General features: G+C 38.2%; 19 protein-coding genes and 2 pseudogenes. 7 read left to right on the top strand and 14 right to left on the bottom strand.

The window, feature by feature from the left end:
• The first annotated feature begins 424 nt into the window (after positions 1-424).
• On the top strand, positions 425-2347 hold the full coding sequence (locus NPA36_RS05350; protein WP_256945088.1) for a fructose-1,6-bisphosphatase: 1923 nt from the start codon (positions 425-427) through the stop codon (positions 2345-2347).
• A 59-nt stretch (positions 2348-2406) separates the two neighbouring features.
• A pseudogene (locus tag NPA36_RS05345) lies at positions 2407-2514 on the top strand (NAD(P)-dependent oxidoreductase); the annotation flags it as partial.
• Between the two features lie 413 nt (positions 2515-2927).
• Here the strand turns inward: NPA36_RS05345 and NPA36_RS05340 are convergent.
• The 13 genes and pseudogenes from NPA36_RS05340 to NPA36_RS05280 form a co-directional block, all read right to left on the bottom strand.
• Entirely contained in the window at positions 2928-3893 is a 966-nt protein-coding gene (locus NPA36_RS05340) for an AEC family transporter (RefSeq protein WP_256945087.1), read from the bottom strand.
• A 104-nt stretch (positions 3894-3997) separates the two neighbouring features.
• A pseudogene (gene maeA, locus NPA36_RS05335) lies at positions 3998-5230 on the bottom strand (oxaloacetate-decarboxylating malate dehydrogenase); the annotation flags it as partial.
• A gap of 127 nt (positions 5231-5357) precedes the next feature.
• Positions 5358-6710 (bottom strand): PTS cellobiose transporter subunit IIC, encoded by a 1353-nt coding sequence (gene celB / locus NPA36_RS05330; protein WP_256945086.1) that lies wholly within the window; start codon positions 6708-6710, stop codon positions 5358-5360.
• Positions 6711-6736: 26 nt separating this feature from the next.
• Positions 6737-7243: a hypothetical protein gene (locus NPA36_RS05325; RefSeq protein WP_256945085.1), complete on the bottom strand. Its 507-nt coding sequence runs from the start codon at positions 7241-7243 to the stop codon at positions 6737-6739.
• 28 nt (positions 7244-7271) lie between these two features.
• Positions 7272-7592, bottom strand: coding sequence for a PTS cellobiose transporter subunit IIA (locus tag NPA36_RS05320; protein WP_256945084.1), 321 nt, complete (start codon positions 7590-7592; stop codon positions 7272-7274).
• Between the two features lie 115 nt (positions 7593-7707).
• Complete coding sequence (locus NPA36_RS05315) at positions 7708-9627, bottom strand: BglG family transcription antiterminator (protein ID WP_256945083.1); 1920 nt, start codon at positions 9625-9627, stop codon at positions 7708-7710.
• A gap of 25 nt (positions 9628-9652) precedes the next feature.
• Positions 9653-9970: a PTS cellobiose transporter subunit IIB gene (locus NPA36_RS05310; protein WP_256945082.1), complete on the bottom strand. Its 318-nt coding sequence runs from the start codon at positions 9968-9970 to the stop codon at positions 9653-9655.
• Between the two features lie 116 nt (positions 9971-10086).
• Complete coding sequence (locus NPA36_RS05305) at positions 10087-10659, bottom strand: dihydrolipoamide dehydrogenase (protein WP_256945081.1); 573 nt, start codon at positions 10657-10659, stop codon at positions 10087-10089.
• A 4-nt stretch (positions 10660-10663) separates the two neighbouring features.
• Positions 10664-11233 (bottom strand): chromate transporter, encoded by a 570-nt coding sequence (locus NPA36_RS05300; protein WP_256945080.1) that lies wholly within the window; start codon positions 11231-11233, stop codon positions 10664-10666.
• Positions 11230-11877 carry a chromate transporter gene (locus NPA36_RS05295; protein ID WP_256945079.1) on the bottom strand — a complete coding sequence of 216 codons (648 nt, stop codon included), beginning with the start codon at positions 11875-11877 and terminating at the stop codon, positions 11230-11232. The genes NPA36_RS05300 and NPA36_RS05295 overlap by 4 nt, the downstream gene beginning before the upstream one ends.
• Positions 11878-11910: 33 nt before the next feature.
• Complete coding sequence (gene gpmA, locus NPA36_RS05290; protein ID WP_256945078.1) at positions 11911-12594, bottom strand: 2,3-diphosphoglycerate-dependent phosphoglycerate mutase; 684 nt, start codon at positions 12592-12594, stop codon at positions 11911-11913.
• A 740-nt stretch (positions 12595-13334) separates the two neighbouring features.
• The gene (locus NPA36_RS05285; protein ID WP_256945077.1) at positions 13335-16265 is read right to left on the bottom strand and encodes an insulinase family protein; all 2931 of its coding nucleotides are present in this window, start codon (positions 16263-16265) and stop codon (positions 13335-13337) included.
• The gene (locus tag NPA36_RS05280; RefSeq protein WP_256945076.1) at positions 16204-18192 is read right to left on the bottom strand and encodes a glycerophosphoryl diester phosphodiesterase membrane domain-containing protein; all 1989 of its coding nucleotides are present in this window, start codon (positions 18190-18192) and stop codon (positions 16204-16206) included. The genes NPA36_RS05285 and NPA36_RS05280 overlap by 62 nt, the downstream gene beginning before the upstream one ends.
• Before the next feature lie 273 nt (positions 18193-18465).
• Between NPA36_RS05280 and NPA36_RS05275 the strand changes: the two genes are divergently transcribed.
• The 5 genes from NPA36_RS05275 (at position 18466) to NPA36_RS05255 (ending at position 23830) form a co-directional block, all read left to right on the top strand.
• Positions 18466-18900: a CopY/TcrY family copper transport repressor gene (locus tag NPA36_RS05275; protein WP_256945075.1), complete on the top strand. Its 435-nt coding sequence runs from the start codon at positions 18466-18468 to the stop codon at positions 18898-18900.
• 25 nt (positions 18901-18925) lie between these two features.
• Positions 18926-21406 carry a heavy metal translocating P-type ATPase gene (locus NPA36_RS05270; protein WP_256945074.1) on the top strand — a complete coding sequence of 827 codons (2481 nt, stop codon included), beginning with the start codon at positions 18926-18928 and terminating at the stop codon, positions 21404-21406.
• A 25-nt stretch (positions 21407-21431) separates the two neighbouring features.
• Positions 21432-21641: a heavy-metal-associated domain-containing protein gene (locus NPA36_RS05265; protein ID WP_256945073.1), complete on the top strand. Its 210-nt coding sequence runs from the start codon at positions 21432-21434 to the stop codon at positions 21639-21641.
• Positions 21642-22088: 447 nt separating this feature from the next.
• On the top strand, positions 22089-22499 hold the full coding sequence (locus NPA36_RS05260; protein WP_256945072.1) for a GtrA family protein: 411 nt from the start codon (positions 22089-22091) through the stop codon (positions 22497-22499).
• Between the two features lie 125 nt (positions 22500-22624).
• A complete protein-coding gene (locus NPA36_RS05255) occupies positions 22625-23830 on the top strand; it encodes an O-antigen ligase family protein (protein ID WP_256945071.1) in 1206 nt (401 codons plus the stop codon).
• Positions 23831-23906: 76 nt separating this feature from the next.
• On the opposite strand, the gene NPA36_RS05250 is transcribed toward NPA36_RS05255, so the two are convergent.
• On the bottom strand, positions 23907-24974 hold the full coding sequence (locus NPA36_RS05250) for a hypothetical protein (RefSeq protein ID WP_256945070.1): 1068 nt from the start codon (positions 24972-24974) through the stop codon (positions 23907-23909).
• Positions 24975-25328: the final 354 nt, after the last annotated feature.

The raw sequence follows: 25328 nt of genomic DNA, 5'->3' as shown, positions 1-25328 counted from the left end.
CTGACGCACAGTGGATGTTTCGGCTTCAGCCGATTACAGCCACGTAGACAGCTAAGCCAGTGAGACCAAGGCTCACGGCGGTGCCACCGTTCCCATTTCGGATAGATTTCTGGGGAACTATTTTATGATTTAGAACTATTTTATGATTTAGAATTCTTTTATTTTATTACAGAGTCTTTGCCCAGCCCCTTACAAATACGTAGACAGCTAAACCGAAAGACCTAGGCTTTCGGTGGTGTCACCGTCCTCATTTCTGATGCCTGTCTCGGCAACTCTTTTGTGATTAAAAAGCAGATAAAATTCTATACAAACTTTTGCCCATTCCCAATTTTCTAAAGATTCCTTTCAGTTTGTATTTCTTGACTTGTATTTTTCTAGCAAAAAAGCAATAATAACAAAAAGACTTAATGAAGGAGTGACTCGTATGCCCAAACCATTTAAAAGAGCTTCCTCTAAACAGTTCCATACAGAGGATGAAATTATTGCTGAGTTAATTAATCTTGAAGCTATCTTAGACTTACCCAAGGGCACGGAGCACTTTGTCAGTGATTTGCATGGGGAATATTTCTCCTTCCAACACATTCTGCGCAACGCTTCAGGTAGCGTACGAGTTAAGCTGCACGACCTCTTTGATGGCCGCTTGACCCAGCCTGATATCTCAAAGCTATCTACACTCATCATTTATCCCGAAGAAAAATTGTCCCTAATTCAAGAGGAGTTTGACTCACTTGAACTGCTACAAGATTGGTATGGCATCACCATCTATCGCTTGATTGAGTTTTTAGAATTTGTTGCTAGTAAATATACTCGTTCGAAGGTGCGTAAAGCTTTGCCGACTCGCTTTGCCTATATCATCGAAGAACTCCTTTACAAATCCAATATTGGCGGCGACAAACAGGCTTACTACAAAGCAATTTTGGACAATCTTATCGAACTGGGGCAAGCAGACGACATGATTGTTGCCCTGTCCTATGTGATTCAGCAGTTAATTGTTGACCATCTACATGTGGTGGGTGATATTTATGACCGTGGCCCCTACCCAGACAAAATCATGGAAACCCTGATTCACTACCATTCGTTGGATATTCAGTGGGGCAACCATGACATGATTTGGATGGGGACTATGAGCGGCTCTCTAGTCTGCATGGCCAATGTCATTCGGATTTGTGCTCGTTACAACAATTTGGATATTATCGAGGATCAATATGGCATTAATTTGCGACCACTTTTCAATTTTGCTGAACAGTATTACCAAGACCAAGCGGTTTTCCGTCCTAAAGGTTCTGAAAAAAACACCTCCTCTAGCGACCTTGCCGAGGCTATACAAGTTTCCAAACTGCATCAAGCTATTACCATGCTACAATTCAAATTGGAAGCAGCCATAATTAAACGTCGTCCAGAATTCCAGATGGAGCATCGTCTACTCTTAGATAGGATTAATTATTCAGAAAATACCATTTCCATAGATGGTGAGACCTATCCTCTGGAAGATTTTAATGCAACAACCATCAATCCCTTGGAGCCAACAAGTTTGACTAGTGAGGAAGAAGAGCTGCTCAATAAGCTTTTACACTCTTTCCAAAACAGTGAAAAGTTGCGCCGCCATATTGATTTCCTATATGAAAAAGGTAGTTTGTACCACATCTACAATGATAACCTACTTTTACATGGCTGTATCCCACTCAATAAGGATAAAACCTTTGCCAGTTTGACCCTTGAAGGAAGGTCTTATCATGGGCGGGCACTCTTGGATCAGTTTGAAAGCTACGTTCGTGCTAGTTATCAAAATCCAGAAACCACAGACGACTTCGCTACTGATATTGTTTGGTATTTGTGGACTGGGTCTTACTCTTCTTTATTTGGAAAACAAGATATGCGAACCTTTGAACGCTACTATATTCATGACAAAGGTGTTCATAAAGAAGAAAAAAATACCTATTACCAAGCTAGAGAATCACTAGAAACTGTTACTTCCATTCTAAACGAGTTTGGTCTGACTGGTCCTGACAGCCATATCATTAATGGCCATACTCCCGTTGAAGAAATCAATGGTGAATGCCCCATCAAAGCAGAAGGCAAATTAATCGTTATTGATGGTGGTTTCTCTCACCCTTACCACAAAACAACTGGGATCAATGGCTACACCCTACTCTATAATTCTTATGGCATGCAGCTGGTGACTCATCAACATTTTGAGACCAAAGAAGAAGCTATCAAGAATGAATTAGATGTTTTATCTACGATGAGGATTGTTGACCGCGTGCTAGAACGCAAACGAGTTAGAGATACCTCTGTTGGTGAACAAATACTAGAACAAATTGCTGGGTTGAAAAAGAAGTTGAAGTAGAGTTAGTAGATGAGCCAAAATTATCAACTACCAATAAGCTGGACAAGAATTCCAGAAAGAATAAAGGTGAAAGTGTTATCAGTTATGCAGATTACGCTATCGCTATGGTAGATGAAATTGTTTCGGGAAATCATATTCAAGAACGTATTTCAGTTTTACAAAAATAATAGTCATTTGATGTGAGTGACTAGTAGCAAGAAAAATAGGCAAAACGTCTACATTATAACCAAACAAAAGAATTTCCGAGAAAAGAAGCAGAAATGATGGTGTATAGCTTAGCTGACTGGGACTGGGCAAAAAGTCCAAAAGGCAACCAAATAAAAGAGTTCCCCAGAAATCTATCAGAAATAACGGTGTAAAGCATAGCTGATGCACAGTGGATGTTTCGGCTTCAGCCGATTTACAGCCACGTAGACAGCTAAGCCAGTGAGACCAAGGCTCATGACGGTGCCACCATTTTAATTTCTGCTTCTTTTCTCGGAAACTCTTTTGTGATTTAGAAATAGATATATTTTTTTGCTTTTCTACCAACCTCTTCAAGCCACACAAAATTTTTGTTCAATTTTAAAAATAAGAACCATTATAGATAGGCTAGCAGCATATTCAATAGCGGCACAACTATCACAAACAGCAAGGTAGATATGGTTACTACATTGGTAGCATATTCCACATCACCATGGGATTGACTGGCTAGAATAGGTAACACAGCTAGAGCTGGTACAGCAGATTGAATAATCAAGGTATGGGCTTCTATAGTCGGTAAGGCACCAAATACTCCTGAAGCACCTAATACTAATCCAATCATAACCAGTGGAGCGAACACAAAGCGACCTAGCATGGCGACGATAGTATCTCTATCAAAATGAATACTCTTCAATCCGGCAACCTGTAAGCTTATTCCAATATAGATTAAGGATAAGGGTGTTACAGTCTCCCCTAGATAGGTCAGCGTAGAATTTAGTGCAATTGGAACAGGGATATCAAAAATTAAAAATACTAAGGCTACTAAAAAACCAAGCAAGGGAGCTGGTAAGAGTTTCTTCCAATTGAAACTGTTCCCACCTTGACTTCCCTTTTCTTTAGTTGGGTCATCTTGAGCTATAATAATTGCACCGATAGCCCATGTCGATACTGTATTGGTTACATAATAGACTAAGAAATAAGGTAAACTATCATCACCAAAAAGTGCAATATTCAGTGGCAGACCGATAAAAATAGTATTGGCATTGACAATTGTATTGATAAAAATACCACGGCGTCCCGGCTTAATCTTCATAAGTTTCACAAGGGCAAAGGCCATAGCATAACCAATAATGATAGAAGAAAATGAATAAAGTAGACCACTTGATAAAGAGAGCAATTTGTCCCTCGTTAGGTATTTCAAAACAGAGACAAACACTGATGCTGGAAGTGCAGCATTCATGATATACTTCGATAAATCAGCTGGAAATTTTTCAGAAAACCATCCTCTAGCATTGAGAAAATAGCCTAGAGCAATCAATAAAATAATAGGTACAATACTTTCAAGAGAGGTAAGAATTGCCATAAGAAAACTCCTTTTTTAAGTTGACCAATCCCAAACTTACAAGGTTCCCGTTTAATATGGGAACCTTGTTTCGTCTTAGGAACAATTGTTAGATTGAAATAGTATTAGGTAAGTTCCTTATATACTGGCTCCCATTTCATATCTTCAATGGCTTTTTTAATATCGCTAACGGCTTCTTTGTTTAGTCCTTGGTCCAAAGCACTTTGACCTGTTGCAATAGCAACTGTTTCAGAGAATTCGGTTAACTTGGACACTGGTGGCAAGACGCCCGCACCTGGTTTGCTAGTGTCAATCAATCCACCAAGAGAATGTGTAGCTTTAGAAATCATGGTATCATTAAGAACTCGTGCCGTTGATGCTAAGGTTCCTAAACCTAATCCAGGATAAACTAAGGCATTATTAGCCTGACCAATATCATAGGTCACCCCATTGAATTCAATTGGTTCATAAGGAATTCCTGTTGCAATCAAGGCTTTACCATCTGTCCAAGCTAACAAATCTTGTGCAGTAGCTTCAGCTAGTTTTGTTGGATTACTTAATGGAAAAATGATTGGACGTTCCACATGGGCAGCCATTTCTTTAACAATTTCTTCTGTAAAGGCACCATGAATGGTAGAAGTACCCACTAATGTCGTTGGATGAACCGCCTTAACCACAGCTAGTAAATCCGTTAATTCATCCGCATTACTAAACTCACTTCTTTTTCTGGTAAATGGAGCTTGCTCAGGAGTCAACCCTTCTGTGTCTTCAAAAAGTAAACCTTGTTTATCCACTAAGTAAAACTTAGCTTTTGCTTCTTCTTCAGATAAGCCTTGTTCTATCATTTCTTGATAAATTCGCTTAACGATTCCGGCACCAGCAGTTCCAGCGCCAAAGCAGACATATTTTTGATCAGTAAATTTCATCTTAGAAATATTGAGTGCTCCTAAAATACCCGCTAAGGTAATGATACCAGTTCCTTGAATATCGTCATTAAAGGTAACAATCTTATCTTTATACTTGTCAAGAATATTAGCAGCATTAAGTCGGCCGAAATCTTCCCAATGTAGATACAATTTAGGGAAAAGTTTTTCAATTGTAGTTACAAATTGGTCAATAAAGTCATAGTAGCGGTCACCACGGACTCTTTCTTGTTTATTTCCTAGATAAAGATCATCATCTAGAAGACTTTGTCTATTGGTTCCTGCATCAATAACGATTGGCATAATAGATGCTGGGTCAAGACCTGCTGCTGCTGTGTAGACCATAAGTTTACCAACTGAAATGTCTACCCCGTTAGTTCCCCAGTCACCTATACCAAGAATTCCTTCCGCATCAGTCAATACTACTTCCGAGATTACTATTGTAAACATGAAATATTGTCGTATAAATTCAGCATGTGAAATACACCTTATGCAATTTTTTCTACAAAAAATCCATCAATTTCGTCCTTATAGACCAAAATTGATGGAAAGTTTTATAGAATTATGCAGCAACTTCACCTAATTCTTCTTTAGCTAACTTGCGGTCATACATGATAATAAATGGTAAGTAGATGAGTAAGGATACCACCACACAGATTAGGCCTAAGAAGAAGGCATTGACATCACCACCGGTACCGATAAAGGCACCAACCCCACCTGGAGAAGTCCAAGGCACTTGGGCAATCATTTTCTTAACAAAACCTAAGCTAGTTGCAAAGTAACCTAGAGAAGCTGTCACCATTGGAGAAAGGAAGAATGGAATCGCTAGATATGGGTTATACACGATTGGTAAACCGAAGATGATTGGTTCATTGATGTTGAATAACCCGGGCACTACTGATGCTCTTCCTAGAAGTTTCAATTGTTCAGAGCGAGCAAAGAAGGCAATGAAGAGTGTCAAACCTAAAGTACCACCAGAACCACCAATTGTTACCCATGCATTGGTAAATTCACCAGCGAAGGCAATATTAGCACCATTAATATTTTCTTGCATATTGATAAGAAGGATTGGGTTAACGAAAGCCATAACGATATTGGCACCGTGAATCCCTACAATCCACAAAGCATGAACTAGGAAGTAAATAACCATAATACCTAGCCAAGAGTTGGTCATATTGATTACAAATGAGAATGGAATAGCGATAACTCCAAAGATATCTGTTCCTAAAACGATAAAGATTCCATTGATAATCATAACTACAAAAGCGACCATGAAAGCTGGAATCAAAGCTGCGAAGGCACGTGAAACACCTTCTGGAACAGAGTCTGGCATCTTGATGGTCAGATTTTTAACAATACAGAAACGATAGATTTCAACAGCTACAACAGCCATGATGATAGCTGCAAAGACCCCAATAGTACCAAAACGAGCTACACTGTCACCACCCATTGCCCAACCATGAATAATGGTAGCGGTATCTGACACTTCATGAACTAAAGAAATTTTACCATCTGCCCAAGTCAATTGTGGTACACATAGGAAGAAAGCAAACATACTAAGTAGGCCAGCATTCAATGGACTGAATTTTACTTTTTCTTCTTGTTCGTAGATTTTAGCATACTCATAGGCAATAACAATAGCAAAATAAATAGCTAGCATTCCCATGGTTGTCTTGTAGCCTAACATAAATAGGTCATACACTCTAAAAACTGTGTTGTCGAAGAATGCTTGTGTACTAGGAAAAGTAGTTGGAATATTCCCAAATACTAAGAACATAGACCCGACGATAGTAAATGGTACACTGGCCATCCCAGCACCCATAATGGCACGAACAATCTTAAAGGTCGCAATTTTCCCCATTGGTCCCATAAGATACTTTTCCAAAAAATTAAATATTCCTTGCATTTTTTTCATCTCCTTATTGATTCATTTTCTTCTCACTACTCTTTGACACTCTTTTCATAAGCCTGAATTTTTGCATAGAGTCTATCCCTTTTTTCTGCCACTCGTTTTAATTTAACTAAGCCAATCATTGAAAGTAATATACCACTTAGTAATATTAATAAGAGAATATTTTGTGTTGTTGGACTTTTTACAATGAATGGGTATAAATTGCTAAATAATGGGGTCATAACCATCACGCCACTGATTACATTGATGGCAACTGTCACTTGTAATAAGCGTTTGGTATGTGGTGCTTCATGTTCTCTTGCTCGGAATAATCTGACTTGTTCAGCAATAGCTGGCAAACTGACGGCCAATGGAATAATCGGCAAAATCCATGCCCAAGAAAATCCGCTGAGTATTAAGGCAATTAACCAATAAACGTTCGTAACAATCAATAAGGCACTCAGATAACGAACCCCTAAAAAACGGTTGTAATAAAAATTATCCACACTAGTTTTCTTACGATGCTTGTCTATGGTGTCTTTCAACTCTGGCTTCACGCTTTCACCTCCTTTATTGTTTTACAGACTATGCGATTGTTGCTAGTTTTCTATGAAGAGCCAACATTTCAAAGGCCACTTCTCTTAGGGTCATGGTCGTCATCAGGTGGTCTTGTGCATGTACTAGGATGACTTCCATGACAATCTCCTTACCACTAGCATATTCTTGTAGTAGGCCAGTTTGGGCTTTATGGGCTAGAATTAATTCTTCATTGGACTCTTCTAACTTTTCTTCAGCTAAGGCAAAGTTGTCTTCTCGCATAGCCGCAAAGGCCTCATGTACAAGAGTTCTGGCATTACCACTATTTAAAATGATTTCAAATGCAATGACTTGTATTTCTTCACTCATCTCGACTTCCTCCATTTTCTATAGCTTGTTTAAAGAATCAGTTTGGAAAACTCTTCTCTAATTGTTTGATAATCTTGACTTTCTATCATCTTTTTTTGAATGTCTGGCTGTTCAATCAGGGATACGATAGCTTGGCTAATCTTAATAAGATTTGGATTTTCCTGTTTACTCGGTGAAAAAGAAAAACAAACTGAATCTTTTGAAAGTCTTTATTCCAGGCTAGACCTTCTTTAATAATAGCCAAACCTACCTTTCCTTTTTTGCTGATACCTTTTAGGGGATGTGGCACGGCAATCGCCTCTGAGAAGACAAAGGAACTTAATTGCTCTCTTGACTCAATGAGACTGGATAGCTCTTTCCTATAAGTAGCTGCTTCTCCTTGACTAAGTTCTTTTATCAAATCCACAAGTACCATTTCTTTACTGGCAGACGTGTAAAACAGAACAGAATTTTCTTGGAAGTAATGATCAAAGATTGATTTACCTGTTTCTGCTGCCTCGTTTATCAAATCAAGTTTTTCTCTCTGGCTATGTTTTGTTTTCAACTGATTGACAGCTTGTTTCAATTGGTCTCTTTCCTTGTCCTTCAAAAAAACGCTGACATGAATCATTGGGATCGTAAAAATCAGATTGGACAAGTCGATTGACGTGACAATTAGGTCAATATCCCTCAATTTTTCTTCGTTCAAGTCATAGTAACTAATGACATCGGCAATCAAAACAGATGAACCGAATTCTGATTCTATTCTACTCTTCAACATCTGTGCACTTCCATAACCTGTGGCACAGATGACCAACAGTCTTGGCGTATTCTCTTGGCTGTGTCTTTCCAAGGATGCCATAATATGCAAAGCAACATAACCTACCTCATCATCCGAAAAATGGAAACCGGCAAAAGCTGGGATTTGCTCAAACAAAAATTTAGAGAGTAAAAAGGATTGGTAATACTCTTTGATAATCTCTTCTTTTAGAGGATTTTCCAGTTTCGTACCATTCGCTAGGCGGATATACAATTGTTCTAGATGGGTCAAAATCCCTATTCTTAGCTGTTGATCAATGACTAATTGGCCATTGGTTTTTAAGTGTAAAGCTTCCAAAGCTTGATCCACTTGTTGGCCTAATTCATCATTAGTTTCTTGACCATTTTGCTTTAATTGAAGGTTTCTCGACTTGCCTAAGAGGTGGATAGCTAGGTAGTTGACTTCATTTACTGGTAAGACAATATCCGTAGCTTTTTCAATCCGGCTTAGAATTCGTTGAGCAACTTCAAGTTCCTTATTAAGGGCACAAGGGCATTTCATCTCCAAAGGCGCAATCTCAAAACCATCTGCCACTCGTCTTATGGCTAAGGAAATATGAACCACAATATTTTGGATAACAAAATCCGATAAACGTAAGTTAGCTTCACGGCATTCATCTAAGACAATCAAGGTAATCTCCTCAAAGCTGATGGTATTGATGAAAAAACTATTACCAATATAATGATTGATGGTATTGAAATACTGTGCACTAAAAAAGTAGTCCATAATAAACCTACGCTTGTTGGTCTCACTACCTTCAATCACCAAGGCTTTATTAGACTTAACACTTAATTTTAGCTGATACGGCAAAATGGATTTTTTAATTTTCTTTATATCCCCAGAAATGGTTGAACGACTAACATACAACTCCTCCATAAATGATTCCATATGGTATTTGTCTTGCTCAAAAAGAAGTTTATTGAGGATATAGTTTTGTCTATCCCTTGACTCAAAGTTTTCATTGGGCGTTGCTGTAATTGAGAAGTTGTCTTCTCGCAGTTGATGGATAAATACATCAAACTTTTCTAGATCATGAATGTGCATTTGATAGCCATAGCCCGGCTTTGCATCTATGGTCAAGGTTGTTTTTGGAAAAAATTCCATAATGTTTTTGATATATTTTCGAACAGTTCGGTCGGACACAACAATATGATCAGCTAGAACGTTACTGGTTAAGTAATGCTCTCTATTTTGGTAGAGGTATCTAACAATTTCTTTTTCTTTTTGTGTTAACACGCACAGTCCTCACTTTTTTCGTGTATTAGACATTTTCCTTAATCAGGGTTGCCATTTTTTCTAGCCCCATTGGAATTGGAATATAGGCTTGAGGTGGGATTGAGATGATTGGTTTATCAACTGATTTGGCTGCTAATTCTAATTTAGGGAAGTACATTTTAGCTTGTGGGCTAACCATATAGAGGTCAAATTCTGAGGTTCGGATGGCTTTGTCGCCTTCACTAACGTTGATGGCATCAACTTGAATATCGTCTCCTTTGGTCTTTAATAACTCTGTTACTTTCTTTGCCATCATGGAAGATGACATTCCTGCTGCACAGATAATTAGGGCTTTTTTTGTCATGATTGTTTTCTCCTTTAATGAATATATTTTTTACTTTCCTTATCTACGCTTAGAATAACAGAAACCGGATACAAAAACTATAGAAACAGCTTCCGTATCACTACGGAAGCTGTTGTCTATTTTTTATTTAAGTCAACCTTTCGTTCCAAGAATACAGCTGACAAAGTCTGAACTGCCGGGATGACGGCTTGGCTATTGCCATGATTGTCATAGGCTTTGTACCATAACTTTCCCTTGGAATCGTATGCGTAAGCGTAGACCAATAACCAATGATTCTTATAGGAACTGCCTAAAAAACTTACTGTGCCGACGATAATGGGTAAAGGGCTCATTTTGTTAAGCTCATTAAGCACGGTTCTTTCCGTAAGAATCGTAGAATGAATACGATATGGCTGCTTTTTACCCAACATCTTCTTGAAGCCTCTAGTCAAATCCCAAAAATAGGTGCCAACATAAGGAGCAGCCCCATCAACAATTTTTAGATAACCATCAATCAACTGTTGCATATCCAGCTTGTAGCCGGTATCTTTTTTTATGGTGTAATGGGTTAGAGCTGCCAAAGCATAGGTGCCACAGACCCCGGGAACCTCTCTATTAACAAAGGGTTTATAGTAGGTAAATTCTTGCTCTGGGATACCAATCCATTTCAAATCTTGATCCAACTGGTGCTTCTTTACCGCAAAAGCCAAACCATCACGCTCCTAAAAATCCATAGACAATCAGACCAACAATTCCTGTTGCAACCATATATTGAATCGGACCAATTTTTGTATAACGAAAGAGTAGTAAGCCAATCATGATTAGCCCCACTGCCAATAGATCAAAATTGGCTGCGGTCATAGTCTGGTCGCCACCTGAAAAGATTGCAGACAAGACTAGAGAAACACCTGCCGAAGCAATAAAAGCTACAACCGCAGGACGTAAAGCCTTAAGAATAGATTGAACCAAGCTGAGCCCTTTATATTTATAGTAGAGAACTGCCAAACTTAACACGATAATCAAAGATGGTGTCACTGCCCCAAGTGTCGCAACAATTGCTCCCGGTACACCAGCAACTTTAGTCCCCACAAAGGTCGCCGCGTTAATCCCGATAGGTCCCGGTGTCATCTGAGAGATGGTAATAATATCCGTAAACTCCTGCATAGTAATCCATTCACGGTTATTGACAATCTCCTCTTGAATTAATGGCAGAGCAGCATAGCCACCACCAAAAGTAAAGAGCCCAATCTTACAATAACTTAAAAACAACTGTAAAAATATCACGACTTAGCTCCCTCCTCTTTGCTTGCTGCAGCTACCTTAGGAGGCCATATTTTTTCTGCCGTAACCCCATAAATAGCAGCAAATACAATCACATAGATAATATTTACTTTAAAGAAGTATACAGCAACAAAGGCTGCGAACATCAACACAATTGCTGGAATCCATTTTTGCTTAAAAATATCTCCCGCCATTTTGATAACCACGTCAATAATCACGGCCGCAATACCTGCCTGCATTCCACGTAATACTGCCGCCACATAGACATTCTGGCTAAATGCCAAGTAAAAATATGAAATAATCGAAATAATAATCAGTGGTGGCAAAATAGTTGCCAAGATAGCAATAAGACTGCCTCTAAAGCCCTTGAGTCGGTAGCCAATTAAAATAGATGCGTTAATGGCCATGACCCCTGGAGCTGATTGGGCTATCGAAAATAAATCAATCATTTCCGGTTCATCAATCCAATGCAGTTGTTGAACAAAACGACGACGCATTAGCGGTAACATGACATAACCGCCACCAAAGGTAAAGGCACTAATGTAAAATGTCTCTTTGAACAAGGTCCAAAGTGAGGCTTGACTAGCTTGAACCAACGAATCATCCATCTGGATATCCTTATTGGTCTCTTGAATATGGTTGGTCATTGGTTTCTCCTCTTCATGTAGTAGAATAACGTTTTATAAGAAATACTTATTGGTCACTTGTAGTTCTTTGTCCATTTCATAAACTAGTGGTTGACCTGTTGGGAGTTCAAATTTTAGAATTTCCTCTGAGGTCATTTCTTCGATATGTTTGACCAAACTACGCAATGAATTGCCATGCGCAACGACTAGAACGGTGTCTCCAGCCAACATGTGAGGGGCAATGGAATCTTGCCAAAAAGGAATGACTCTTTGTAAAGTTGTTTCCAAGGTTTCACCCATCGGAATAGTTTCTTTTTGCAAGCGTTTATAGCGACGATCATGAATTGGTGAATCTTCCTTGTCTGTCGTCAACAATGGTGGCATAACATCATAAGAACGCCGCCATAATAAAACCTGGTCAGCCCCATACTTTTCGGCCGTTTCTGCTTTATTCAAACCTTGAAGTGCACCATAATGACGTTCATTCAGGCGCCACGTTTTAGTTTCAGGTATCCAGTTTTGATTCATCTCGTCTAGAATAATATGGCAGGTTTTAATAGCTCGCTTGAGGACTGACATATAAGCACAGTCGAACTCAATCCCACTAGCTTTCAAGCGTTGCCCCGCAAGCCGCGCCTCTTCCTTTCCCTCTTCTGTCAAGTCAACATCAGTCCAGCCAGTAAACAGGTTCTTTTGATTCCACTCACTTTGTCCATGCCGTACAAGTACTAATTTCATTTCCAAGACCCCTTTATGTTCTGTTTTTTATAAATGGTAGTTTGTAACTAGTTTAATTGTAACTTTTACGAAAAGAAATTTCAAAGGATGCAGTAGGTTGGGTGATAAATACTTTAAACGACTATTGAAATTAGGATGTCTCTCGCTAGTCATTAGTATGTCAAAAAGAAAAAAACTGAGTAATTGTGCATAAGTAATTTATTCCAAATAAGAAAAGAGTCTCGAGATGAAAATAAAAAATGTGCTGCTAAGACTCATGATCTGATCTGTTTACGAGACTGTATATTTGGCTTACAGTGCGTCAGCTATGCTCATATATCTTTATTTTTAACACCTAGCATGTAACTCTAATCAATTAGGTGATAAACTTGACAAAATTCCCAGCTCCAAAACGAATTATGAGAAAAGACTCCTTTTTTTGAGCTTTTACTGGGAATAGACTAACTCTACTCCCAGTAATTTGCTGTATTTAATGCACTTTTCTCATAATTCGAAAAATATTTCATTATTAGATTACAAACGAAGAAAAGTAATTCTCACAAATTATGTTAGAATTACCTTTCTATTCTTAAGAATTTTTATTTCACCTTATTTTTAGGTCGTCTCATTTCATGGTATTTTTCATACCTTATAAATGTTTACCTAGCCACAAAAAATCCAGCTCCTCTATCGAAAACAACGGGACTAGCGTTCTATTTTCGACAGAAGAGCTGGAGATTTTATTATTCTAAAAAACTACTCTATTTTATCAAGTTCCGCACGTTTTTAAAGACATCCTTGTCCTTATCAATCTTAGCAGAATTCCCGATAACCACTAAGGCATTTTTGTCCATCATCTTTTTCAGAATTGGAGCATAATTCTTCATGTCTTGCGGTGTGGTTTCTAATACTTGTTGGCGTTGCTCTTGTACCTTTTCTTGAGATACATGAGTCAAGTAGCGGTTAACGGCGATTGATCCTTTTTGGACAACTGATAATGGTCGGTCTAAGTCACTAAAGGTACCAATCACATATTTTTCAAAATCTTCCTGACTAGATTCAAAGTTTTCTAGGTAGGCAACTGCATCATCATAATTCTTGAGCGTTTGCACTAGGTTAGGGTCACGGTAAGATAGGAAGATATTATCCCCAAGATTATTGACAATGTCAAATCCACCATAGGCACCACCCTTAACACGGATGGTATTCCATAGATAATCCAAGCCTAAAATATTTTTTAGCACATAATTACTTCCACTAAACTCGTCCCCTAGCAAGAGCTGGTTATACCCCTTAGCCACGTATTGAATTTCTTGTGCTGTTTTAAAGCCTTCATTTAATATTTCGACAGGCACCTCAAATGGTTGAATGTCCAACTCATGACCCGATAGGCTAGCATAGAAGTCTTTGCTGACTGCTCTATAATTAGAAAAGTCTTCCTCAGACCCAACAAAAGCGGTCACCAAACCTTGTCTAGTGAATAGTATCTGACTAACTTGTTTGATGTCTTCAATAAATTGGTCCAAGCGTTCATCCAAATTGGCAGCCAAATCAGCGATATAGTCATAATAGTCAAGTCCGGACAAGAATTGGTTGTACTTAGCTGGAACAGAGTAATAAGACTCTAACCGTCTAGCTGCCGCTATATGGGAAGCATGGTTCAAGTTCATTTCAAGACTGGCTTTGGAATTTAATAGGATTTCTTTGACCTTGTCCTTGCTATCCAACTTAGAAGTCAGGAGCACTTCTTGGATTAAGTTCAAGAGTTGTGGCACATACTCCGTCAACGCCTTGCCTTGAACAGTGAACTTAGGATAGTAAATCGCATCCTTAACTGATTCTACCAAAACAGTCGTATTAGTAGAAATTCCGCCTGTATAGAAATCAATTTCCGTTGATAAATCATCTTCACTAAAGGATTTCGTTGCTACTTCCGTCAATAGCTCGGATAAAAAGGCTGTGGCCGGTAGTAGTGGTGTTGGAATTGAACGCATATCAAAGTACATCGTAATGTATGAAATTCCTGCCGTGAATCCTGGAGAATGCAAGAAGGTATCTTGTTCTTCTTCAAAAATATTCAATGGATAAACTTCAGCTTTAGGTTCAAGATCAGTAATGGTTAAATGTGGAATCTTTGCCAAATCTTCAACTGAATCAGGTCTTCCTTGTCGCTCAATCAAGGCCTGTGTTTGAGCAACTAAGTCTTCAAGTTCACTATCACTGAGTGAATCTTTATAGTCTTGTAGCTTTTTAGCCAAGTCTGCTTCCTTTTGAGCCCCTAGACCAGGTTTTGGTACCAAGCTAATAACCGTTGAATGTTGGTTATCTAGTAGGTATTTTTGAATCAAGTTTTCAAAATAGCCTTGGTCTATCTCTTTAGTAATTTGCTCAAGGTGTTGTGGGAAATTGAAAGAGTCATATGGCGAACCATCGTATGCCCAAGCCGTCAATAGTCGAATGGCGTAGCCAATCCCTTTCGGTGTGCTTCCTTCTAGAGCTGTTGCTTCTTTAAAGATAAAGGCTACCTTATTCAATGCAGCCTGAACAGCCTTTTTAGGAATTCCTTCCTTAACCAAACGTTCTAGTTCTTCCCTAACCAAAGCAACAACTTTTTCTTGCGCCTCAGGATTGGTATCTTTCAAGGTGATATCAAAGATTGGTTTAAACGTGTAAGCAGCATAGCCCCCCGTCACATCAGAACCTAATCCAGATTTTAAGAGAACCTTTTTAATCGGTGCCGTATTGCTTCCAATCAATAGCTCCTCAAGAATATTCATCGCCAAAGCCTCTTGAGCATCGAAACTATTGCCAATGGCCCAGTTCATATTAATCAAAGAACGATTGTCAGTCGGTTCATCTTCCGATACTGAATAATAAGCCGTAATTTCTTTGGTTTGCTCAAATGGTGCCTGTTCTAAACTTTCAAACTCAATCGTTTCAGGCTCATATTGATCGAAATAGTCATCCAATTGAGTCAAGGCAACTTCTAAATTTAAGTTTCCATATAGAATAACCTTTGCATTGCTCGGGTGATAATAAGTCGTATGGAAATCAATAAATTTTTCTTGTGTTAAACTTGGAATGGCTTCAGGCAACCCTCCTGAATTATTGGCATAAACCGTATCAGGAAATAGCTCTTTTTCAACCAAGCGGTCTAATTCCGACTCTGCTTGTGAGTAGGCTCCACGCATTTCATTGTAGACAACCCCTTTGTAAATGATTGGGTCTTCAAGGTTTTCTAAATGATAATGCCAGCCTTCTTGCATCAGAATTTGTGGATCCTTGTATAAGTTAGGATGGAAAACAGCATCTAGATAGACAGCCATCAAGTTTTCAAAGTCCTTCTCATTCCGAGATGCTACTGGATAAATGGTCTTATCTGAAAACGTCATAGCATTCAAAAAAGTATTGAGTGAGCCCTTTAATAAGTCCACAAACGGTTCTTTAGAAGGGTATTTTTCTGAACCGTTTAGAACTGAATGTTCTATGATATGAGCAATTCCATTGTCATCATATGGTGGTGTTCTAAAAGAGATAGTGAAAGATTTGTTGTCATCCTCATTGCTAAGAAACAAGACTTGAGCCCCTGTCTTCTTGTGTTGATAGAGGTAACTCTTAGTATGAATAGCATCAAGATCTTTTATTTCTTCGAGTTCGAACGCTTTTTGTAGTTTTGAAGATAGTTCTGTCATTTGTCATCCTCATTTCAATGTATTTGTGATTCCTATCTACTATTCTACCATTTTCCAATTGTTTTTTCGCCTTATGCAACCTTGAATTCTTAAGTAATCTGAAAAGACGTGTTCTAAGCCGTCCTTGGCGTATTTTTTCAATATCAGCTTTTACTTTAACTGGGTAGTCCGTTATCAGTCCATCCACTTCTAGTTGGGCGGTTTTTAGGATTGCTTCATCGTTATTAACGGTCCAGACGATTGATTTTTTATTGGCTTCTGTAATACTGGCTAACTTGGCTGGCGTGGCTTCTACCTGCTCTATCAGCATATAATCTCCTAGTAGATTCTTGATGTCCCCTAGAGAAATAAAATAAAGTGGGCCAGTTGCTATCTCTGGTGTTCTGGTTTCAATTTCGACAATAATTGGATAAACAAAGGTGATGATAACTGTTTCTGATTGCATGCCCAACCTTTTAATCAAAGCAACGACATCCTGTCCCATTTTACTGTCTGCAGTTGGTGACTTTAATTCAATAAAGACTTTCATCTTTCCCTTTGCTGCTCTGAGAAATTCTTCTAAGGTTGGAACGGTTGCTGTTTTTCCATCATGGCTTAAGGTTAGTGCCTTAATCTGACTTAGGGTCATATCGGTCACTTTACGGCTATCATTGGCCACTCGTTTAAAGTCAATATCATGATTAAGAACATAAAAGCCATCTTTTGTACGATGCACATCAATTTCTACGGCATCTACTTTTTGGCTAATAGCCTCCTGTAAGCCCACAATGGAATTTTCTGGGCTAGTAACACCACCTGTTCGATGAGAAATCAAGCTGATAGGTGGTTTGTCCATAATGCGATAGGCTACATAGAAAACAGACATGGATAAAGCTGTAAAGAATAAAAGAAAAGTCGTAATAATTTTATGTTTGAAAACCCATTTTTCTAACCCTAATCGTTTAGTTCTTGCCTCCAAGTTAGGATAGGCATGGCTAAGGTATTGATAGGTTGGGTCAATGGCGACCAGTTCGTAAAAATGACAAGTTAGGTCATGAATCGTTACCGGTACAGCTATAAAACTAGCAAAGACGAGTCCGCCTACATAGAGGAACATGGTCTTTGCTAAGACAACAATACTTACCCATACGATATCATCTTCCGTTAGCCGGTTAACAAAAAACTGATTAAGAAAAGTAGAAAGAAGTACAAGTACCACAACCATTAAGAAGGCCAGAAGGAGTATTTTCAACATATCCCCAATAATCCGTCTCAAATTCCGCTTAACTAGCCTTGCACTAGCTCGCATAGCTTGAAAGGTTCCCATATTGCCAATAATAATGAAATGAAACGTAAAGAGAGACGCAAACATAATGAGTGTTAAAATACCTAAAACCGCTCCATAAATAGCTAAATAGGTATAATTTGCAAAAATAACACTAGTGATAAAATCAGGAATCTTTAGTCCTTTTAAAAAACTAAGGCCAATCCCCATATCGGTTAAAGGTGCAACTAGAGCAAATAAGAAGATAACTAAAAAACCACCAAATCCTAATAATTTACGCATCAAGCCAAAATTATATTTGACTAGAGAAGTAAACTTGATTCGTCTTCTAGCCTGAATCATATTACTTCCGGTAATAATAACCCCACCAATTTCAAAAGCAAGTCCAAAAACCACCAATAGAATTGTTAAAACTAGTAAAGCCACTCCTGGAAGAGTTAGGACAAACTTAGCAATGGATTCATTGGTTAGTACAGTATAACCTCCTGCTTTTAACAAAAAATTTCTAAGTAGTTGATAGGCTGGTAAGATAGCAAGTCCCATAAGAAGCTTAATTAAGATTTCATAACGTATCATCTCTGGAAAATACGTTCTAGTCTCCTTTATTCTATTAATGAATCTATTTCTGAATTTATCTTGTTTATTTTTGGATAATTTGTTCATTTACAGCACCTTCCTTTGCACCAGTATACAACAGTTAGACTTATATAAGGAAGAGAACTCTACTTATCTATAGGAATCTTTAGATGTGGTTGGTAACAACTCAAATCCGTTTCAAAACTGCAAAGACTATCCAGATCAGCTATCAGAAATAAAAGTGTTAGCATAGCTGGAAATCTAAATCTTTTGCCTTGACAAGATATGTTTACGGATGTAAACTAACGATATAAACAAATTACACCTGTAAACAATTTCTTTGGAAAGGACGTCAGTCAAATGGAAGAAAAATCAATGTCTCAAGCGGAATGGCAGGTTATGCGTGTTTTATGGGCACACCCAAAATCTAGTAGTAATTATATTATTCAAGCCTTACAGGAAACCTATTCATGGAAACCTGCTACCATTAAAACCCTAATTGGTCGACTCATCAAAAAAGACTTTATTCTTGCCGACACCAGTAACACTAAATTTCTCTATTCAGCCAGTATTCCAGAAGAAGCACACACACAGAATCAATGGCAGAATTTATTTGACCATATCTGCAATACCAAGCACGGAATGATTATTGAGGATATGATAGAACAGGTACCCATTTCGAAGTCGGACTTACAAGCTATCATCAAGGTCGCTCAAGAAAAGTTGGACCAAGCTCCGGAAACTATCACTTGTCAATGTATTCCAGGCCAATGTACTTGTCGACAACATGCGTAAAACATACATTTAGGAGGAAACAACTATGATAAAAGAAAGTTATAAAGTAGAAGGAATGACCTGCGCCTCCTGTGCTATGACGATTGAAAATACACTTCAAAAACTAAAAGGAATCGCAAAGGTCAGTGTCAATCTCGCTAGTGAAAAATTAACCGTTGAATACGATGGAAAAATAGTAACTCCAGAAAAACTAGAACAGACTGTCAAAGATGTAGGCTATACCCTTGTGCTTCCTCAAAAAAGTGAGCAATTGCGTTTTGCTATCGAAGGAATGACTTGTGCCTCTTGTGCTGCTACTATTCAAAGTGCTGTGGACAAACTTGACTTCGTTGACAATGCTAGTGTGAACTTGGCTACTGAATCTATGACCGTACAACTTGGTAGTTCTGCTACCTTGTCTAAAGAAGATTTGATTGAGACAATCGAAACAACGGTTACTAACGTTGATTATAAAGCTATCTTCAAGCAGGAAAAGGCTAGCAACTCTTATCAAGAAGATGCTCAAAAGAAAGAAAAAGAACGTCAAAGTTTGTGGCGCCGCTTTTTAATTGCCGCCATTTTCACAGTTCCTCTTTTATATATTGCTATGGGGTCCATGTTAGGTGCTCCAATTCCTCAAGCTATTTCACCTGATCATTACCCTCTGCGCTTTGCCTTGCTCCAATTAGCCTTAACCGTTCCAACCGTTATTGTGGGATTTGACTTCTACAAGCGAGGATTCAGGAATCTCTTTAAGGGCCATCCTAATATGGACAGCTTAATCGCTATTGGTACTGGCGCAGCTTTCGTTTATGGGCTCTATGCCATTTACCATATTAGTCAAGGTCACGTTCACTATACACATGATCTCTATTTTGAATCTGTTGGCGTGATTATCACCTTGATTCTTCTTGGTAAATTCATGGAAGCAACTGCAAAAGGGCGGACATCTCAAGCCATTAAAACCTTGATTGACCTAGCACCAGAAAAAGCCAAAATTCTACGTGATGACCAATGGGTTATCATCGATACGTCAGACCTAAAAGTTGGCGACATCATCCAAATCAAGCCTGGTGACAAAATGCCAGTTGACGGTGTCATTGTAAAAGGCACAACGACAGTTGATGAATCAATGATTACTGGGGAAAGTGTTCCGATTCAAAAAAGTATTGACGACACTGTTATCAGTGCCACCATCAATAAAAATGGTGTCATCGAATACCGTGCTACCAAAGTTGGTGACGACACGACTTTAGCGCAAATCATCAAATTAGTCGAAGAAGCACAAGGATCCAAAGCGCCAATTGCGGCCATGGCTGACAAGATTTCACTTTATTTTGTACCAACCGTAATTGTTTTAGCTACCCTAGCCAGTCTAGCTTGGTATTTCATCGGTGGTGAGCCACTTAATTTCTCCCTTTCCATTTTCATCGCAGTTCTTATCATTGCCTGTCCATGTGCTCTGGGATTGGCAACACCAACTGCCATCATGGTCGGTACTGGTAAAGGAGCTGAAAATGGTGTCTTAATCAAATCTGGTGTCGCTCTGGAAACCGCTCATGAAGTGGATACAGTTGTCCTAGACAAAACTGGTACCATCACAGCTGGTCAGCCAACCGTTACTAATCAAGTCGCATACAATGGATGGAACAAGCAAGATGTCTTACAAATAGCAGCTTCTGCTGAACAAAGTTCTGAACACCCTCTGGCTCAAGCCATGGTAGATTTTGCTAAGGAAAAAGAAATCAGTTTGTTTGATAACCAAGACTTTGAAGCTATTCCAGGGCACGGAATTGTAACCACTGTCGACAGTCACCAAGTCGCTATCGGTAATGAAAAATTAATGGAAAAACAAGGCATTGATGTTCAAATGGCAAAAGATGACCTTAAGAGTTTGGCTGTAGAAGGTAAAACACCTACCTTAGTTGCTATCAATCAAGAGTTGGCTGGCATCATTGCCGTAGCTGACCCAATCAAACCTACAAGCAAAAAAGCTATTGCTGCTATGCAAGAAATGGGTCTTGAAGTTATCATGATGACCGGAGACCACCACGATACTGCTCAAGCGATTGCCAAACAAGTTGGTATTAGCCACGTTCTAAGCCAAGTGTTGCCTGAAGACAAGGCGGCTCAAGTAGCCAAACTTCAAGAAAAAGGTAAAAAAGTTGCCATGGTTGGTGATGGTATCAACGATGCCCCTGCACTAGTTCAAGGGGAAATCGGAATTGCCATTGGTTCTGGAACAGATGTTGCTATTGAATCAGCTGATATTGTGCTAATGCATAGCGATTTGCTAGATGTTCCTACAGCTATCCAACTTAGCCATGCAACCATTCGAAACATCAAACAAAATCTCTTCTGGGCCTTCGCATATAATACCCTAGGAATCCCAGTGGCTATGGGCCTATTGCATCTTTTCGGCGGTCCATTACTAAATCCTATGATTGCTGGACTTGCCATGAGTCTAAGTTCCGTATCAGTTCTTATTAACGCTCTACGACTCAGAAACTTTAAACCAAAATTCTAAACAATTATGAATGGAGAGAAAAATCATGATGCAAACAATAACTATCGAACAAATGCACTGCCAAAATTGTGCCAACACTGTAACCCGTAACTTTAAAAAAATGGAGGGTGTGCAAGAAGTAACGGTCAATCTTGAAGCGAAACAGGCCAAAGTTCAAACTGATCTTGCACATTCTAAGGAAGATTATGCTGCTGCCTTAGAATCAACACCTTATCAAGTAACTGCGGTAAGCTAAAAATTTAAATAAAGAGTTGGTCAAAATTGTATTCGAGGCACTAACTGGGTTGTCAGAAATCAGAACGATGGCACCGCCGTGAGCCTTGGTCTCACGACTTAGCTGTCTACGTGGCTGTAATCGGCTAAAGCCGAACAGTCACACTGCGTCAGATATGGCTGATACACCGTTATTTCTGACAACCCAGTTAGTGCCTCGAATACAATAAACAAAAAGTTTTTCCGCACCTGTCTGTTATCACTAAATCATTAAGACAGTAGATACAGTATCAAAAATCAATAAAACAACTCCCTGATAAATGGATCCTTAAAGTCCATTTATCAGGGAGTTTGTCTTTTCTGGGTATTTCCGCCACACAAAAAGGACAAGTATCGCAAATTTTGCTTTGTTCTGCTAGAATACATAGTATAGAAAAACAATAGACATTCGGAGAATGGAGTCTCTACATTGAAAAAATTATTCAAACAAATTGCAGCATTTACCCTTGTAGGACTAGTAGCTACTGCTATAGACTTTTCCATCTATTTTATTTTAACTTATCTTGGTCTCTATCATTTACTATCAGCAACCATTGCTTTTATCCTAGCGACTCTATTTAACTATCGAGCTAGCTTATCTTATGTTTTCGAATCAAAATTCAAGGATCAAAAAAATATAATGGAACTTATCTTATTTGTTCTCTTAAGCGTTATTGGACTGGCTTTAACCGTATTCTTCTTATGGCTTTTTGTTGATTATTTCAAGCTCAGTCATTTGTTAGGGAAGATCCTAGCAACTGCTATTGTCATGGTCTGGAATTTTGTCAGCCGAAAACTACTTATCGAAAACAAGTCACCAAAGGGCAGTTCCCGACTTTAATGAAACCCTAAGGAAATCATAAGGTTTACGTCTGTTTCTTATGGTATACTAAACTATTGGATTCTACTTATTTTTGAAAAATATCCATTTTAAAAAGATACTCATTAACTCTTAAAGGAGTCACCATGAATAATATATTCTTTATTAAACAATTAAAGGGCTTGTCCAATCAAGAACTAGCCCTATATCTTATCTCCGTTTCTATCTTCTTGCCTTTTTATTTATTTTTAACTTTATTTATTTCTTACTTTATCCTATTAATGGTAACAGGGAAATTAACCACTATCTTGAAATCCATCACCAATCAACCTTTTTTACTTGGTTTTATTGGTTATAGTGCTGTCCTATCTATTATTGCCAGCAACTGGATCGGTTTAGTCGTCACGGTATTTTTCTTTTTATATTTTATTTTTTTTAAGTACTACCAGAAGATAATCACACCTAATCTCTTTCATATGATTATTCAAACTCTTATCGTATTCAGCTTATTTGCTCTTGCCTTTGCTTTCTTAGAGCATTACATGTTGGTCAATAAATTTGACTACAGTTTTATTTCCCCTACCCTTCAACGTATTCATCAAAACCGAGCTGAAGCAACTTTTTTCAACCCAAACTACTATGGACTTGTTTGTTGCTTTTGCATTATGCTCGCCATGTATTTCTTCTTTGTCACAAAGAATTGGAAATGGAAGATTATCTGCTTTATAGCAATTATATCTAATAGTGTTGGTTTGAACCTTTCTCAAAGTCGTACTGCATTTCCAGCTCTGATCTTAGGTGCAATTGTCTATCTCTTTGCAACCATCAAAAATTCTAAAGCCTTCTTGATTAGTTTGGCGGTCTTTGCATTTGCTATCTGGCTTTTGTTCTCCTCCAATCTAGGCATGCGTATGGGAAGTCTGGAAGAAGCACTTGATGACAGAGTTCTAATCTGGACATCCGCCTTGGAAATGTTGTCCAAAAATATGTGGTATGGCAAAGGCCCATTGACCTACCTGCATGAATACCAATCCATTGGGGCTCCCTACCACGAACATGCCCACAGTCTTTACATCGACACACTCTTAAGCTATGGCTATATCGGTCTTTCTCTCGTTCTAGCAAGTCTAGTCAATCCTATCAGACAAGTTATTCGTTTATCAGGTGACTTTTCTAAAAGGCCAATCGTTGGCTTAATTCTCTCTTTCTTTGTCGTTGTAGCTGTACATGGAATTTTTGATATTGCCATCTTGTGGATTCAAACAGCTTTTATCTTCTTTCTCGTCATCACCACCCTTCCAATATGGGGAAAGGCTGACAAAATCACCTATCCACTAGATAACTTTGAATAAAACATCTAAAGTATTGAAAAGCATGAAAAATCACTCTAATCTAGACCGTGATTTTTCATGCTTTTTTAGATGCTACTTATTTTACTTCGCTATACCCATATCCTTCATATAATTTAATGACTGATTCTAAAGAATAGGTATCATCTTTAACATCTTTTATCTCTTTTAACTCAGAAACATTGGCTTTATTTTCAGCATCTAACATGATATCTGTAAACCCAAATATTACTGTGTTGGTACTATCAAGCTTTGTTTCTGCACCACCCGTATATTTTTTTACCGTAAATACTTTAATCAAGTTTCCATTATCCGTACCGTTGAATGTCCAAGCAGAACTACTTGCTTCACTCTCTTTTTTAAATTGGCGGTACATTTCTTTTTCTTCTTGTATTTCAAATCTATACCCATAACTGTATTCCGCGTAAAAATCTTGGTATTTTCTCTTAATCCCCTCATCAATCATACGTTCAATATCTGCTAGATTGGCAATATCTTTGGCATTGGCCGCTACAATTTTTAATCCTTTCACTTCAAAGGTCGGATTAAAGCCTTCTTCAGGCAAATAACCCATTTGTAGCAAACTCTCTTCATCTTGCTTAGATAAAACAATCTTAGCCTTATCACCATTTTTCAATTGTCCATCATTTTCTACCGTGAACTTCACACTATTTAAAGGACTATCAAACACATTATCGATTTTAGCTATTCCACGACCACTAACGCCATTGAAATTCAATACTAAGTGTTGCTCAACATCTTTCGTGGTTATTCTTTTGGCTTCTTCTAATCCTTCAACTTCAATGACCTTTTCTCCAGATTTATATTTTTTAGTCTTATTTTCATCAACGGTAACAACCACTTTAACCTTATCACCATTAGACAAATTATCCGTTTTATCGACAACAATTTTATAGGCGCCATCTAAGGCTGCTAGTTCCTCTAGATTAGACATAGCCTTACTGCGATCGTTATTTGCTTCATCCAGCAAAAGTTTTTCTAAGTCTATACTATAGCTTATTTTCCCTTTTGTATTTACTCCTGAAAAAGAAACATCTACATAATCAGATAAATCTTTTGCGTTAGCACACGAAGTTAAGACAAGTAAACTCAACAGACCTAAAACAATAAGCAAATACTTTTTCATCTCTTTCCCTCCCGTAAATAACTATTATGTACTTGTTAATTATATCACACCAAATTCTATTTAGCATACTATACCTATGTTCCTTCAGAATTATTAGTGCCTTTTAGTATGTTATTACTTTCAAATTTCTAGAATTCGTAGCATTATACCTAGTCTTTATCTCATTTAGCTTTCAACAGTTTTGCATTACTTACTCTTAAGGGGCTGGACAAAAAGTCCAAATGGTAACCAAATAAAATAGTTCCCCAGAAATCTATCCGTACAGAACGGTGTATAGGATAGCTGACGCACAGTGGATGTTTCGGCTTCAGCCGATTACAGCCACGTAGACAGCTAAGCCAGTGAGACTTCGGC

It is taken from the genome of Granulicatella seriolae, assembly GCF_024543085.1.
Lineage (GTDB): Bacteria > Bacillota > Bacilli > Lactobacillales > Aerococcaceae > Granulicatella > Granulicatella seriolae.
This window is presented reverse-complemented; position numbering and strand designations above follow the sequence as displayed.